This is a genomic window from Roseateles sp. GW835-FHT13E02, from assembly GCF_058794035.1.
The window spans coordinates 213,335-228,692 of record NZ_JBXAGJ010000007.1 but is presented as its reverse complement, the minus strand read 5'-3'; the positions used below and the strand labels follow the sequence as shown (position 1 = coordinate 228,692).

Here is a 15,358-nt window from a genome sequence, read left to right as displayed (position 1 = left end):
TCAGAGCACCACGGGCTCCGGCTCCAGACGAATACCGAAACGGCCGTAGACGCTTTCCTGAATCGCGCGCGCAAGAGTCACCACCTCGGCGCCACGCGCCTCGCCGCGGTTGACCAGCACCAGGGCCTGCTTTTCGTACACGGCCGCGCCGCCCACCGTCTTGCCCTTCCAACCGCAGGCATCGATCATCCAACCGGCCGCCAGCTTGATGCTGCCATCGGGCATGGGGTAGTGAACGATGCCAGGGTCGCGGCCGATGATGTCGCGGCATTGCTCGGGCGTGACCACCGGGTTCTTGAAGAAGCTGCCGGCATTGCCGATCACGGCCGGATCGGGCAGCTTGGCGCGACGGATGGCGCAGACCCAGTCGAAGATCTGGCGCGGCGTCGGGGCGCTGATGCCGGTCTCGGCCATCTTGCGCTCCAGCTCCAGATAGCCCAGCACCGGCTGCCAGGGTTTGGGCAGGCGCAGACGCACCGAGGTGATCACGCTCTTGCCGGCCAGGCCGCCGGGGCCGCTTTGCTTGAAGACGCTGTCGCGATAGGCCAGCTGGCAGACCTCGGCCGGCAAACGCACCGGCCGGCCGGTGACCAGGTCCATCACCTCGACACTGTCGAGCCGGTCTTTCATCTCCAGGCCGTAGGCGCCGATGTTCTGCACCGGCGCGGCGCCCACCGTGCCCGGGATCAGGGCCATGTTTTCCAGGCCCGGATAGCCCTGCTCCACGCACCAGCGCACCAGCTCATGCCAAGGCACACCGGCGCCTGCCTCGATAATCCAGGCGTCCGTACGTTCTTCCAGCAGTCGCAAGCCTGGAATCTCCATCTTCAACACCACGGCGTCGAGGTCTTTGGTCAGCACCAGATTGCTGCCGCCGCCGAGCACAAACTTGGGTGCACGGCCCAGCTCCGGGTGGTCCACCACACGGCGCACATCGGCCGCTTCACGGATGCGCACCAGGCGGCGCGCCGTGGCCGGCAGACCAAAGGTATTGCAAGACTTGAGATTGACATCGCGCTCCACCCGCAAGGCGGGGGCGGTCAGCTCATTCGGGGGATTTACAGCGGGTTGCGACATGGCAGAATTTTCCCAGATCAAGGCGGACTCTCCCGCCCTCCACCAGAAATAAGAAGCCCATCCATATGCCCAGTTTTGACACCACCCTTGAAGCCGACATGGTCAAGATCCGCAACGGGGTCGACAACAGCATCAAGGAAATCAGCACCCGATTCGATTTCAAGGGCACGGCTGCCGAAGTCACCCTGAAGGAGAAAGAAAAGGAAATTCACTCGGTGGGCGAGAGTGACTTCCAGCTGGAGCAGATCGAGGCGGTGCTCTACGCCAAGCTGGTCAAGCAAGGCGTGGTCATCAGCTTCCTGGACAAGCAGGACAAGGTCGAAAAGCTCGGCGGCGACAAGGTGCGCCAGGTCTACAAGATCAAGAACGGCATCGAGTCCGACCTGGCCAAGAAGATCGTCTCGGCCATCAAGAACAGCAAGATCAAGGTGCAGGCCTCCATCCAGGGCGACACCGTGCGGGTCACTGGCAAGAACCGTGACGACCTGCAAGTGGCCATCAACATGCTCAAAAAAGAAATGGCCGATGTTCCGCTCGACTACGGGAATTTCCGTGATTAAGAGCTCATGCGCGGGCTTGGGGCTGCTGCTGGCAGCAACGCTGAGCTTGAACGCTCAGGCCCAGGTGGTCAGCTTCAACGGTAGCTTGGGTGCCAAATCGGCCCTGCTGCTGATTGATGGCGAGCCTCGCACCGTTCCCGTGGGCGAAACCGTGCGGGGCGTGAAGCTGCTGTCACTGGCCGACGCCCAAGCCGTGGTCGAGATCAAAGGGCGCCGCGTCAACCTTGTCCTCGGAGCCTCGCCGGGCCGGGTCGGTGACGGCGCCGCAGCGGCCAACACCGGCCGCAAGATCGTGCTGTCGTCAGGCCATGGCGGCCACTTCACCACGGTTGGCAATATCAATGGCCACTCGACCCAGTTCCTGGTCGACACCGGCGCCACCGCCATCTCCATCAGTCAGTCCGAAGCCGAACGCATGGGCCTGCGCTACCGCGAGGGCCGTCGCACCATGACGCAAACCGCAAACGGCATCATTCCGGCCTACGCGCTGATGCTGGATACCGTGCGCATTGGCGACGTCGAGGTGCGAGGTATTGAAGCCATCGTCGTGCCCAGCCAGATGAGCCATGTGCTGCTGGGCAACAGCTTTCTGACCCGCTTCCAGATGAAACGGGACAATGACGTGCTGACGCTGGACCTGCGCTACTGATGCCGCAGGCGTTTGCGCTCAAAATGGCCGTCAGGTCTGCACGCTCGACCCACGGCATGCGGCACGAAGAGCGCACCCGAAACACCTCTCTCCCGGTATAAATTCCGCCCGCCTCGACAGGCGCTTGACGATACTTCGCCCATGCGATCCAAACACCAGCCCACTCCTTCGTCTTCGCCCTCTTCGACCCCGTCCCTGGCTCCACGTCTGCTTCGCCCTCTGGTGCTGGGCCTGCTGCTCTTGAGCGGCTCCCCCTGGAGCCTGGCTGCGGCCGACAAGGCCTCGACCTATTACGAAGACGGCCTGCGTCGATTCGAGCGAGGCGATCTGCCGGGCGCCATCATCCAGCTGAAGAACTCCATCCAGGAGGACCAGAAGATGCTGGCGGCACACCTGCTGCTGGGCAAGGTGTTGCTGGGCCAGGGCGAGTTGAAGGCTGCTGAAGCGGCGCTGGAAGAAGCGCTGAAGCAAGGCGTCAGCCGCAGCGAAGTAGCGATCCCGCTGGCACAAATCTATCTGCTGCTGGGTGATCGCAAGAAGCTGATCGACCAGATCACCACCAGTGGCCTGCCCACCCAAGCTCAGGCCGAGGTCCTGACCTTGCGAGGTTCGGCCTACGCCATGTCTGGCAATGTCACCCAGGCTGCCAAGAGCTTCGCCGAGGCCAAGGCCTTGAATCCCCGCTCGGGCAGCCCCTGGACAGCCGAGGCGCCCATGCTGCTGCGCCTGGGCGAGCGAGACAAGGCCAGGGCCTCGGCGCTCAAGGGCACCGAGCTGTCGCCCAACGAAGCGGGCGCCTGGTACACCCTGGGCACGATCTTGCAAGGTCAGCAAGACCTGAAGGGCGCCCTGGCGGCCCAAGAACGCGCCCTCAAGATCAATCCCAAGCAGGTCGACGCCCGGGTGGCACGTGCTTCCCTACTGATTGGCCTGAATCAGGAGGCCGAGGCCAGCAAGGACCTGGCCCAACTGGTGGAATGGGAGCTGGAAGACCCTCGCGCCTCATTTCTGCGCGGCTTTCTGGCCAACCGCAAAGGCGACCTTGCCACCGCCAAGACCGCCTTCGCCAATGCGGTGGACCTGATCGACGCCATTTCCCCTGAAGTTCTGGCGGGCAACGACCCTTTGCTGCTGGCCGGAGCAATGTCGCACCGTGCACTGGGCAACCCGGAGAAGGCGCGCGGCTATCTCGACATCCTCCTGGGCTTGAACAGCAAGAACTACGCCGCACAGGTGATGCTGGCATCCATCCTGGTCGACACCCGAGACTACGGGCGGGCCATGGTCTTGCTGGAAGCCGCACAGCGCATCAATCCGGAAGACCCGCAGGTCTTGTTCCTGCTGGGCACGGTGAACATGGCTCGCAAGCGCTATGTCCAGGCGAGTGAGTTTTTCGAGAAGTCGGCCGCCCGCAGCGGCTCGGCCTCGGCCATCCGCGAGCTGGGCTTCAGCCAGTTGAGCCTGGGCCAGGACAAATTGGGCCTGGCCAATCTGGAGAAAGCCTTCGCCGCCACACCGGGCGATGGCCGCGCTGGCATTCAGTTGGCCAACGTCTACCTCAACCAAGGCCAGACCGCCAAGGCCTTGCAGACCGCCCAAGCCATCGTCAAACGCGAGCCCGACAACCTGACCATGCTCAACTTCCTGGGCAATATCAAAGGCAGGGCCGGTGACAAAAAGGGCGCTCGCGACACCTTCCAGCAGTTGCTGCAGAAAGACCCGAACTTCCGCCCGGCGGCCGTCAATCTGTCCTGGCTGGACATGGAGGAAAGCAAGTTCGATCCGGCGCGCAAACGACTGGAGAAGCTGCTGGAAGGCGGCAACAAGGATGATGCCGAGTTGCTCTACCAGCTGGCGATCCTCGAGCTGCGCGCCAAGCGCCCCAATGAAGCGATCGCCCATCTGCGGCATGCCCACGAGGTGCAGCGCGTTGACGCGCGCCCGGGCTTGATGCTGGTGGAGCTTTACATGGAACAACGCCAGGCAGATCTTGCTCTGCCCCTGGCCAAGAGTCTGGCCGCCAACTATTCCGGCAAGCTTCCCGCCTTGCTGTCGCTGGCACGTGTCTACCTGGCCTTGAACGACGGTAGCAACGCACGCCAGGTGCTGCAAGAGGCCACCCGCGTGGCGGACTTTGATGCACAGGAGCAAGTCAAGATTGGACGCATGCAACTGGCTGCAGGCAATGTCGATGGGGCCACTTACAACGTGCAAAAGGCATTGCAGTCGCAGGCGGGCGACCTCGGCGCCCTGCTCTTGCAGGTCGAGGTGGAAGCTCGCCGCGGCGATCCCGCCAAGGTGGATGCCGCCTTGAAGACGTTGAACAACACCCACCCAGGCAAAGTGCAAACAACGCTGGTTGGCGCCCATGTGGCCATGTCGCGTGGTCAATTCCCTGCCGCTCAAGCTGGCTACCGCACCGTGTTCGAGAAAGAACCGAGTACGGCCAATGCGATTTTGCTGGCGCGCGCCATGGTGGCCGCAGGTGAGCTGGACAAGGCCCTGCTCATGCTGGAGGGCTGGGCCCGCAAAGCGCCCAATGACATCACCGCCCTGAAGGCCGTCGCGGGCGTGCAAATGCAAGCGGGCCGAAATGAAGCAGCGAAAAAGAACTACCAACAGATTCTGGCCTTGCAGCCAGGAGACATCGGCATTCAACTCAATTACGCCCAACTCCTGCACCGCATGGGCGACGCTGGAGCCGTCGCTGCAGCCGAGAAGGCCTTGAAGCAGGCGCCCGGCAACGCGGATGCAGCCGATACCTTGGGCTGGATCTTGGTGCAGCGCGGCAATATCGAGGGCGGCCTGCGTCATTTGCGTGAGGCTCGCCTGCGCAGCCCCGGCAATAGCGAAATCCGCTTTCACCTGGCCTTCGCCTTGGCCAAGCTGAACCGCAAAGCAGAAGCCAAGGAAGAACTGAGCGCTGCGCTCAACGCCCAACCCAAGCTGCCGATGACGCAGGAAGTCAGCCGTTTGAAACTGGAACTCGGTCTGTGATCACGGCTCCAGTCTTGCGCCCTGACGCCAATACGGCAAATCAAGCCCAGAATATGTAAGCCAAAAGGCCTATTCGAATATCCAAACCAAGGCCAATTGACCGAGACATTACTCACGCCCCTCGATATCGGGGGTTCTCTTGCAGCGGATTGAACAGGCAGAATCCGGGCATGAAATTGGTATTGAGTATTTGCTTGGGTAATTGGCTGCAACTGTGAATTTTTTACAGCCCCTCAACACCCCCCGGTTCGCGGGATTGTTGGAAGCCAAGGGCCGAGTAGGATGCAATCCAAGATTTCCGTAACACCATCTACGCCGACAGGGTCCACACCATGAACTACGCTGCCACAGCGACAACTACCACCGGTCGTTTTGCGTCTTTTGCCGCAACGGCTCTGTTCGTGGTGGCCGCCGGCTCCGCTTACGCTCAAGGCGCGACGACCGTGACCAAGGCGACTGGCTCCGGCTCTTCGCTGATCGAAACCCACTCGCTGGTGTTCGGCAACACCAGTGCCCGCGACACCGGTCTGGGTGCTTGGAAGGTCAATGAAGGCACAAGCAATGCACTGGGCGCCAACAGCTTCTGGGTTTACTGCCTGGACCCGCTGAACAACTACCTCTCGCCGGACACTTATGACAAGGTGTCGCTGAACAACTTCGTCAATGGCTACCAGGCCACGCCCGGCGGCGCCACCATGGGCTACGCCTCGATCTTTGCGGGCGCCAACTACCAGGCGACAGGTATCAAGGGCATGTACGACGACTCGACCACGACGACCAGCCGCGTCCTGGCCGACTTGACCAACCTGTTCGAGCACGCCTACTCTGACAGCCTGACTTCATCGACCAAATCGGCCGCCTTCCAGTTCGCCATCTGGGAAATCCTGGGCGACGGCGCCGGCAAGAGCTCCGACAAGAAATACTACAGCGCCGCCTACACCAACAGCGGCCTGGACGTGAACGAGACCGGTACATCGTTCAAGAACCAAGTGGACGTTTACCTGGCAGGTCTGAATGGCACCTGGGCTGCCGGCCTGACTGGCACAACGAACTACACCTTCTCGGTCTACAACCCGAACCCGAGCGGCTCGGGCCAAGCCCTGATCCGCGCAACCGCACGCGCCGTGCCGGAGCCTGGTTCGCTGGCACTGGTCAGCCTGGCTGTGTTCGGCGTGGTTTACACCCGCCGCCAAAGCAAGAAGCACTGATGCAAAGGGCTGGGCCATCCAGCCCGGCCATCAACAGAAAAAAGCGGCCGCGGGCCGCTTTTTTCATGTCTTTGTCGAGTCTCAGACAAGCAGTCAATAGGAGCGCAAAGGAGCAAATCAGCCTGCGTGCCGATGCCTCAGCACAACTACTCTGAGCGATAGACCGCCACCACGGGCTCGCCAGCAGCCACCCGCGCATAACCCCGATACATTCCCTCGGAGTTGAATGGCAGACATACCTCGCCTCGGGCAGAGACTGCAATCAATCCACCTGCATCCGGCGGAAGCTTTTGCATCACCACACGCTCACAAGCCTCGGCCAATGACAGACTGGCATATTCCATCAGTGCCGACACATCATGTGCGGCGCAAGCACGAATGAACAGCTCACCCGTGCCCGTACATGACACGGCCACTGTGGCGTCATTGGCGTAGGTTCCGGCTCCCACGAGTGGCGTATCCCCGACTCGACCGACCTGCTTGTTGGTCATGCCACCCGTAGAAGTGGCGGCCGCCAGATGGCCAGCCGCATCCAGGGCGACAGCGCCGACCGTACCAAACTTGGTGAGCTCATCAATTGGGCCCGACACCCGAGCATCACCCCGCAGCGATGACACATCCCGAGCCAGCAACTCTTGACCATCGTGATCGCGCAGCACGCCAGCCTGCAGTTGCCGCGCACGCCGAAGCTGCTCCAGGCGATGCGGCGTACCAAACCAACTGGGCTCCACCTGTTCCAAGCCATGGCGTGCGGCGAACTCATCGGCTGCCGCGCCGACAAACAGCAGATGAGCGCTGTGCTCCATCACCGCTCGAGCCGCAAGAATCGGGTTGCGCGTTCGGCTGACCCCAGCCACTGAGCCTGCACGACAGCCATGCCCATCCATCACGCAGGCGTCAAGCTCATGGGTGCCAGCCGCCGTGTAAACCGCGCCCTTGCCAGCATTGAACAGCTCACACTCTTCGAGCTGCCTAACCGCCTCCACCACCACATCAACTGAGCTTGCGCCTGCGGCGAGCTGCGCCTGACCGGCGCGCAGAATGCCCGCCAAGGCAGCGCGATAACGAGCCTCTTGCTCGGCACTCATGGCGCCCCTCGTCAAAGTACCAGCGCCACCATGGATGGCCAGGACAGGAGCAGGACGAGAAGTGGTTGTGTCGGTCATTTTGAGGTCCATGGCGAGCGAAGTACTGCGGCAGCGAGGATCACCTCGGACTTGGCGCTTGTGGATCATAGGCAAGCATCAGCGCCCCTTCAGCGCCCGCGTGCGAACAGCGCAGCGGGCTCATGGACAATAGCGATATGAAAATGCGCCTCTCCAACATCCTGTTCTCGCAAGGCTTCGGCACTCGCCGTCTTTGCGCCGGTCTGATTTACAACGGCGAGGTTCGCATCGCCGGCGAAGAGGCAGACGATCCGGATGCTGAATACGAAACCGAAGGGTTCAGCTTTGAAGTCAGTGGCAAGACCTGGCCCTTTTACGAAAAGGCGCTGATCCTGCTCAACAAGCCGGCAGGCTACGAGTGCTCGCAAAAACCCAAGCACCACCCCAGCGTCATGAGCTTGCTGCCCGCACCGCTGCGCGAGCGCAATGTGCAGCCAGTCGGTCGCCTGGACGAAGACACCACCGGCCTGCTGCTGCTCACCGACGACGGCAGCCTGATCCACAAGCTCACCAGCCCCAAGCACCATGTTCCCAAGGTCTACGAGGCACAGTGCAAGCACCCGGTCACCCCGGAGATGGTGGCACAGCTCATGGCCGGCGTGGAGCTGCGCGAGCCTGCAGAGTCCAAGCTGCCGGCCGAGTTGGCAGCCCGCCGCGCCAGCGAAGCGCGCAAGCCCCTCAAGCCCAGCAAGCCAATCGCCAGTGAACGCCCTGGCTTCACGCCGGAGATGGTCAAGGCCGAAGGCGCCGAGGCCTTCGGCAGCCACGGCCTGCGCCTGACGCTCACCGAAGGCAAGTACCACCAGGTCAAGCGCATGGTCGCCGCCGTCGGCAACCGGGTGGAGAGCCTGCATCGGCCGCAATTCGGTGCCCTGGCCCTGCCTGCGGATCTCAAGCCCGGCGAATGGCAGTGGGTCCACAGTCCAGCCCTGATCAGCAGCTGATTGCGCTGGGACAAGTGCCCTAGTGGTTTGCCCTTGAAAGCCAACCCCACTGTGGTTTTCAAGGGTTGTTCCGGTTCAATTTGTCATCTTTGCCCTGTAGAAACACACCCGCGAGTGGAGCGATCACAAGTGCGGGCATGAACCCGCACTGCCAGAGCGGTCTCAAGAAGAGGCCGCCGGACGTCGAGGGGTGAAAGAGATGACAACAGCGTCGGCCTCATGGGCCGCGAAGGGGCAGGATGCGGGACGCGTGTCCGAGTTCCCAGCAGACCTGGAGGGCGGCCGAGAAACACGGCTGAGCCCCGATATTTCCGCCCAGGTCTTGGTTGAGCAAATCCTTGGCCTGTTTGAAGGCACCGTCAAGCGCAGCATGCTGGGCCTGGCCTTTTGCTTGTTGCCCGTCTATCTGCTCTGGCCTCAGCTCTCCCACGAATTGCTGCTGGGCTGGCTGGGCGCACGCGCCTTGATCACGCTGTGGCGTTGCGCAGAGGCTGTGCATTTCCAGCGCCATGTTGTGGCCCCATGCGGCGAGCAAGGCCCTGCTCTCAACACCCTGCTGCCCTGGCGCCGGCGGGCCCTGCAACTGCTGGCCCTCGATGCTCTGAGCTGGGGGGCCATGGGCTGGTTCTTCCACACCCCGCAGGCGCCGGAACTGGAGGGCGTGATGCAGGCCTCCACCGTCGGGCTGAGCGCCATGGGCCTGTTTGTGCTCGGCGGGCGCTTTCAGGCCAATTTGATTTTCTCCACCCTGGCCCTGACGCCGCTGATGGCCTACCACCTCAGCTTGGGCACGCAGACCGGCGCCCTGATCGCCCTCGGGCTGGGCTTCTTCCTTTGCATCGCACTGAGCGAGTCCCGCCGCATCGAGCAACGCCACACCGAGCTGCTGCGCCTGCGCTTTGCCAATGCATGGGTGGCCGAACAGCGCCAACAGGCCCTGCAGTCGGCCGAGCACCAAAGTACCAGCAAGAGCCGTTTCGTCGCGGTGATGAGCCACGAAATCCGCACGCCGCTGAACGGCATCCTGGGCATGACCCAGCTGCTGGAGCGCAGCGAGCTCAAGCCCGAGCAGCGCGAGCAGATCGACATCGTGCGCCGCTCGGGCCGCCATCTGCTGGCCCTGGTCAACGACATCCTGGATCTGGCCCGCATCGAGTCCGGCAAGCTGGCCGTGGACGCCGGCCCGGTCAGCCTGCGCGAGGTGGTGGACGATGTCTGCCAGTTGCTGGTGCAGACCGCTCGCGACAAAGGTCTGGCCTTCGAGCTGCAGTTCAGCCCCGCCCTGCCCAGCCATGTGCTGGGCGATGCCTCGCGCATCAAGCAGGTGCTGCACAACCTGATCGGCAACGCCATCAAGTTCACCGAGCGCGGCGCCGTGAACGTGGAGGTCAGCTCGACCCTGGACATGCGCGCCGGCACCTTGCTGCGCTTTGCCGTGCGCGACAGCGGCGAAGGCATTGCGGCCGACCAGATGGAGCGCATCTTTGCCCCCTTTGAGCAGGCCACCCAGCAAAGCCGCGCGCCGCGCCAGGACGGCAGCGGCCTGGGCCTGACCATCTCGCGCGAGCTGGCCCGCGCCATGGGTGGCGATCTGCGCTGCAGCTCGGTGCCCGGCCAAGGCTCGCTGTTCGAGTTCACCCTGCCCCTGCAAGCCTGCCAGCCCGCGCCTGCGCGCCCCCTTCCTGCCAGCGACTACCGCGCCCTGGGCACCAGCAGCGCCAAGGACCTGGCGCCCCAGCTCAGCGGCCGCGTGCTGCTGGTCGACGACAGCCTGGTCAATGTGCTGGTGGCCTCGTCCATGTTGGAGTGCTGCGGTCTGCAGGTGGACACGGCCGAGAACGGCCTGGAGGCCTTGGACCGGCTGAGCCAGCAGCACTACGACCTGGTGCTGATGGACTGCCAGATGCCACGCATGGATGGCTTCGAGGCCACGCGCCGCTGGCGCAGCCAGGAGCGCCAGAAGTTCCTGGCACCCGTGCCCATCGTCGCCTTGACCGCCAGCGCCGTGAACGGCGACCGCGAGCGCTGCATCCAGTGCGGCATGGACGATTACCTGGTCAAGCCCTTCGAGATGGATGACCTCGTGGCCGTGGTGCAGCGCCATATGCAGGTCGCGCAGCTGAGCCGCTCGGCCGCTCTGGTCTGAAGGCCAAATCCGGTCGCTGCGCCGGCGCACGATAATCGGCGCCATGCAGGTTTTTCGCGGTTTCCATCATCCCGGCATCGCCAGCGCCTGTGCGCTGACGATTGGCAATTTCGACGGCGTCCATCGCGGCCACCAGGCCATGCTGGCCTTGCTCAAGTCCGAGGCCTCACACCGCGGCTTACCCAGCTGCGTGATGACCTTCGAGCCCCACCCACGCGACTTCTTTGCCCAGCTCGCCGGCAAGCCGGAGCTGGCGCCCGCCCGCATCGCCACCCTGCGCGACAAGCTCAGCGAGCTGGAGCGCTGTGGCATCGACCAGGTCATCGTGCTGCGCTTCGATGCGGCGCTGGCTGCGCTCAGCGCCCAAGCCTTCATCGATCAGGTGCTGATGCAGGGCCTGGGGGCGCGCTACATCCTGGTCGGCGATGACTTCCGCTTCGGCGCCAAGCGCCAGGGCGACTACGCCACACTGGACGCCGCCGGACGGCAGCGCGGCTTCGACGTCGCCCGCATGATGAGCTACGAGGTGCACGGGCTGCGCGTCAGCAGCTCCGCCGTGCGAGAGGCCCTGGCCGCCGGTGACATGGCAGGTGCGGCGCGCCTGCTCGGTCGGCCCTATGCCATCTCGGGCCATGTCGTTCATGGCCAGAAGCTGGGCCGCAGCCTCGGTGAATCCAGCCCCGGTGCCCTGGACGGCTTTCGCACCCTGAACCTGCGCTTCAGCCATGACAAGCCGGCCGCCCACGGCATCTTCGCCGTGCGCACCCATGGCCTGGCCGCCGAGCCGCTGGACGGCGTGGCCAGTCTGGGTGTGCGGCCCACGGTGGAAGACGCCGGCCGCGTGCTGCTCGAGGTGCATTGCTTAGCCTGGCCCGCGCCTCTGGGGCGTGAGGAGGCCTACGGTAAACTCGTGCGCGTGGAACTCCTGCACAAACTTCGCGACGAAGCCCGCTACGACGGGCTCGATGCCTTGACGGCTGCCATCCGGCAGGATGCCGAGCAGGCACGCGCCTTTTTGGCCACCCACGCCGCCTTGCGCCGGCAGACCACCCGCGATCGAATTTGATCGGCGCGGGGGCCGGGTGCAGCACACCGGCCTGCCGCAGCCCCTGCGACGGGCTCCATCCCCTCGCGCCTCCTGCACGCCTTCCACCGCCCGCCCTGCGCGCGGCGCCTCTTTTGAACGGGCTCACGCCTGAAAGCCATCGCTTCACCATGACAGCCGCCAAAGACACCCCCGCCGATTACCGCGCCACGCTGAACCTGCCCGACACCCCGTTCCCCATGCGCGGCGATCTGCCCAAGCGCGAGCCGGGCTGGATCAAGGCCTGGGAAGAACAAGGCACCTACCAGCGCCTGCGCGAGGCGCGCCGCGGCGCGCCCAAGTTTGTGCTGCATGACGGCCCGCCGTATGCCAATGGCCAGATCCACATCGGCCACGCCGCCAACAAGATCCTCAAGGACATGATCGTCAAGGCCCGCCAGTTGGAAGGCCTGGACGCGGCCTACATCCCCGGCTGGGACTGCCACGGCCTGCCGATCGAGAACCAGATCGAGAAAACCCACGGCCGCGGCCTGCCGCGCGACGAGGTGCAGGCCAAGAGCCGCGCCTATGCCGGCGAGCAGATCGACGCCCAGCGCGCCGATTTCAAGCGCCTGGGCGTGCTCGGCGAGTGGGACCGCCCCTACCGCACCATGGACTTCAAGAACGAAGCGGGCGAGATCCGCGTCTTGAAGCGCTTGTTCGAGCGCGGCTTCGTCTACCGCGGCCTCAAACCCGTGTACTGGTGCTTTGACTGCGGCTCCTCACTGGCCGAGTTCGAGATCGAGTACCAGGACAAGAAGAGCCCGGCCGTGGACGTGGCCTTCCTGAGCGCTGAGCCGGTGCGCCTGGCCGCGGCCTTTGGCCTGAGCTCGCTGGACAAGGATGCCTTCACCGTCATCTGGACCACCACGCCCTGGACCATCCCGGCCAACCAGGCACTCAACCTCAACCCCGAGCTGAGCTACGCCCTGGTGGACACGCCGCGCGGCTTGTATGTGGTGGCCGAGGCCCTGGTCGAGAAGTGCCTGGCACGCTGGAAGCTCGAGGGCTCGGTGCTGGCCACCACGCTCGGCAAGAACCTGGCCGGCCTGGAGTTCAAGCACCCGCTGGCCCATGTCGATGCGGGCTACAACCGAACCAGCCCCGTCTATCTGGCCGATTACGCCACCGCCGAGGACGGCACCGGCGTCGTGCACTCGGCGCCGGCCTACGGTCTGGATGACTTTCAGTCCTGCATCTCGCATGGCATGGCCTTCAAGGACATCCTGAACCCGGTCACCGGCAACGGCACTTACGAAGCCAGCCTGCCCCTGTTCGGCGGCCAGCACATCTGGAAGGCCAATGCCGTCATCGCCCAGACCCTGGAAGACGCCGGCCGACTGCTCTCGCATGTGCAGATCACCCACAGCTACCCGCACTGCTGGCGCCACAAGACGCCGGTGATCTACCGGGCGGCCGCGCAATGGTTTGTGCGCATGGATGAGGGCGAAGGCCTGTTCGCCACCGAACCGGCCGCCAAGACCCTACGCCAGACCGCGCTGGAAGCCATCGACGCCACCAACTTTTACCCCGAGAACGGCCGCGCCCGCCTGCGGGACATGATCGCCGGCCGGCCCGATTGGTGCATCTCGCGCCAGCGCAGCTGGGGCGTGCCCCTGCCCATCTTCCTGCACAAGGACAGCGGCCTGGCCCACCCCAAGACCCTGGAGTTCATCGAGCGCGCTGCGCAGCTGGTGGAAGTCGGCGGCGTCGAGGCCTGGGCCAAGCTGGACCCGGCCGAATGGCTGGGCGAAGAAGCGGCGCAGTACAGCAAGGGCAGCGACATCCTGGACGTCTGGTTCGACTCCGGTTCGACCTTCCAGCATGTGCTCAAAGGCAGCCACGTGGGCGCCGCCCACGACAGCGGCCCCGAGGCCGACCTCTACCTGGAAGGCCATGACCAGCACCGCGGCTGGTTCCACAGCTCCCTGCTGATCGGCTGCGCACTCTACGGCCGCGCGCCCTACAAGGGCTTGCTGACTCACGGCTTCGTCGTCGACGGCCAGGGCCGCAAGATGAGCAAGTCGGTCGGCAATGTGGTGGCGCCGCAGACCGTCAGCGAGAAGATGGGCGCCGAGATCATCCGCCTCTGGTGTGCCTCGACCGACTACTCGGGCGATCTGGGCCTGGACGACAAGATCCTGGCCCGCGTGGTTGATGCTTACCGCCGCATCCGCAACACCCTGCGCTTCCTGCTGGCCAATGTCTCGGACTTCGATGCCAAGACCGATGCCCTGCCGCTGGATCAGCTGCTGGAAGTGGACCGCTTCGCCCTGGCCCGCGCGGCGCAGCTGCAGGCCGACATCCTGGCGCACTACCAGCGCTACGAGTTCCACCCGGTGGTGGCCAAGCTGCAGGTCTATTGCTCGGAAGACCTGGGTGCCTTCTACCTGGACGTGCTCAAGGACCGGCTCTACACCACCGCGCCCAAGAGCCTGGCGCGCCGCTCGGCGCAGACGGCGCTCTGGCACATCACCCAGGCCATGCTGCGCTGGATGGCGCCCTTCCTGAGCTTCACCGCCGAGGAGGCCTGGGCCATCTTCGACGGCGGCCACGGCGGCGAGAGCATTTTTGTCGAGACCTACTGGAAGTTCGCTGCCCCGGACGAGGCCTTGCTGACCAAGTGGGGCCGCATCCGCGAGATCCGCGAGGCGGTCAACAAGGCCATCGAGGATGTGCGAAGCGCCGGCGGCGTGGGCGCCTCCTTGCAGGCCGAGGTGGCCCTGGGCGTCGAAGCGCAAGACCTGGCCCTGCTGCAAAGCCTGGGCGAGGATCTGAAGTTCGTCTTCATCACTTCGGCCGCCAACCTCTCGGCTGCGGAAGCATTGAGCGTCACGGTCACCCCGTCGGCTCACCAGAAATGCGAGCGCTGCTGGCATTACCGCGAGGACGTGGGTGCTAACCCGGCCCACCCGACTCTGTGCGGCCGCTGCGACAGCAATCTGCACGGCAGCGGCGAAACCCGTACGGTGGCCTGAACGATGGCGAGCAGCAACAAGAAAAGCGGCGCGGGCGGTGGCAACAAGCTGGGCCTGTGGCTGAGCATCGCCCTGGTCATCATCCTGCTGGACCAGTTCACCAAGGTGCTGATCCTGGGCAACTTCCAGCTCGGCGACAGCCGCTATGTAGCCAGCTTTTTCAACGTCGTGCGGGTCCACAACACCGGCGCCGCCTTCAGCTTCCTGGCCAATGCGGCGGGCTGGCAGCGCTGGTTCTTCGTCGGCCTGGGTGCCGTGGCGACGGTCTTCATTCTGGTCATGCTCAAGCGCCACGGCCAGCAAACCCTGTTTGCCACCGCGCTGAGCCTGATCCTGGGCGGCGCCATCGGCAATGTCATCGACCGCCTGTTGCACGGCTATGTGGTTGATTTCATCCAGGTGCACTTGAGTGGGCGAGCCTTCCCGTCCTTCAATGTCGCCGACAGCGCCATCACCGTGGGCGCGGTGCTGCTGATCTGGGACGAAGTTCGGCGAGTTCGCAAGGGCTGAGCGCGGCCCCGCGCCGCACTGCACCGCTGAACCTGAGCG

11 protein-coding genes are annotated in these 15,358 nt (G+C 64.4%); 9 read left to right on the top strand and 2 right to left on the bottom strand.

What is annotated here, in order from left to right:
- The gene (murB, locus tag AC1Q6P_RS09355; protein WP_492663685.1) at positions 1-1,029 is read right to left on the bottom strand and encodes a UDP-N-acetylmuramate dehydrogenase; all 1,029 of its coding nucleotides are present in this window, start codon (positions 1,027-1,029) and stop codon (positions 1-3) included.
- A gap of 113 nt (positions 1,030-1,142) precedes the next feature.
- Between murB and AC1Q6P_RS09350 the strand changes: the two genes are divergently transcribed.
- From AC1Q6P_RS09350 to AC1Q6P_RS09335, 4 genes are all read left to right on the top strand, one after another.
- Positions 1,143-1,637 carry a YajQ family cyclic di-GMP-binding protein gene (locus tag AC1Q6P_RS09350; protein ID WP_171826069.1) on the top strand — a complete coding sequence of 165 codons (495 nt, stop codon included), beginning with the start codon at positions 1,143-1,145 and terminating at the stop codon, positions 1,635-1,637.
- Complete coding sequence (locus tag AC1Q6P_RS09345; protein ID WP_223696548.1) at positions 1,630-2,286, top strand: retropepsin-like aspartic protease family protein; 657 nt, start codon at positions 1,630-1,632, stop codon at positions 2,284-2,286. The genes AC1Q6P_RS09350 and AC1Q6P_RS09345 overlap by 8 nt, the downstream gene beginning before the upstream one ends.
- A gap of 141 nt (positions 2,287-2,427) precedes the next feature.
- On the top strand, positions 2,428-5,283 hold the full coding sequence (gene prsT / locus AC1Q6P_RS09340) for an XrtA/PEP-CTERM system TPR-repeat protein PrsT (protein WP_492663553.1): 2,856 nt from the start codon (positions 2,428-2,430) through the stop codon (positions 5,281-5,283).
- A 332-nt stretch (positions 5,284-5,615) separates the two neighbouring features.
- The gene (locus AC1Q6P_RS09335) at positions 5,616-6,491 is read left to right on the top strand and encodes a PEP-CTERM sorting domain-containing protein (protein ID WP_108724359.1); all 876 of its coding nucleotides are present in this window, start codon (positions 5,616-5,618) and stop codon (positions 6,489-6,491) included.
- 146 nt (positions 6,492-6,637) lie between these two features.
- On the opposite strand, the gene AC1Q6P_RS09330 is transcribed toward AC1Q6P_RS09335, so the two are convergent.
- Positions 6,638-7,657 (bottom strand): isoaspartyl peptidase/L-asparaginase family protein, encoded by a 1,020-nt coding sequence (locus AC1Q6P_RS09330; protein WP_492663686.1) that lies wholly within the window; start codon positions 7,655-7,657, stop codon positions 6,638-6,640.
- A 143-nt stretch (positions 7,658-7,800) separates the two neighbouring features.
- Here AC1Q6P_RS09330 and AC1Q6P_RS09325 point away from each other — a divergent pair, with 143 nt between their 5' ends.
- The 5 genes from AC1Q6P_RS09325 to lspA all read left to right on the top strand — a co-directional run bounded on the left by AC1Q6P_RS09325 (position 7,801) and on the right by lspA (position 15,319).
- Positions 7,801-8,601, top strand: a complete 801-nt coding sequence (locus tag AC1Q6P_RS09325; protein ID WP_492663687.1) for a pseudouridine synthase — start codon at positions 7,801-7,803, stop codon at positions 8,599-8,601.
- Between the two features lie 250 nt (positions 8,602-8,851).
- Entirely contained in the window at positions 8,852-10,747 is a 1,896-nt protein-coding gene (locus AC1Q6P_RS09320) for an ATP-binding protein (protein ID WP_492663554.1), read from the top strand.
- A gap of 43 nt (positions 10,748-10,790) precedes the next feature.
- Positions 10,791-11,813, top strand: a complete 1,023-nt coding sequence (locus AC1Q6P_RS09315; protein ID WP_102770171.1) for a bifunctional riboflavin kinase/FAD synthetase — start codon at positions 10,791-10,793, stop codon at positions 11,811-11,813.
- A gap of 149 nt (positions 11,814-11,962) precedes the next feature.
- Positions 11,963-14,809, top strand: a complete 2,847-nt coding sequence (gene ileS / locus AC1Q6P_RS09310; protein WP_492663555.1) for an isoleucine--tRNA ligase — start codon at positions 11,963-11,965, stop codon at positions 14,807-14,809.
- 3 nt (positions 14,810-14,812) lie between these two features.
- A complete protein-coding gene (gene lspA / locus AC1Q6P_RS09305) occupies positions 14,813-15,319 on the top strand; it encodes a signal peptidase II (protein ID WP_492663556.1) in 507 nt (168 codons plus the stop codon).
- Positions 15,320-15,358: the final 39 nt, after the last annotated feature.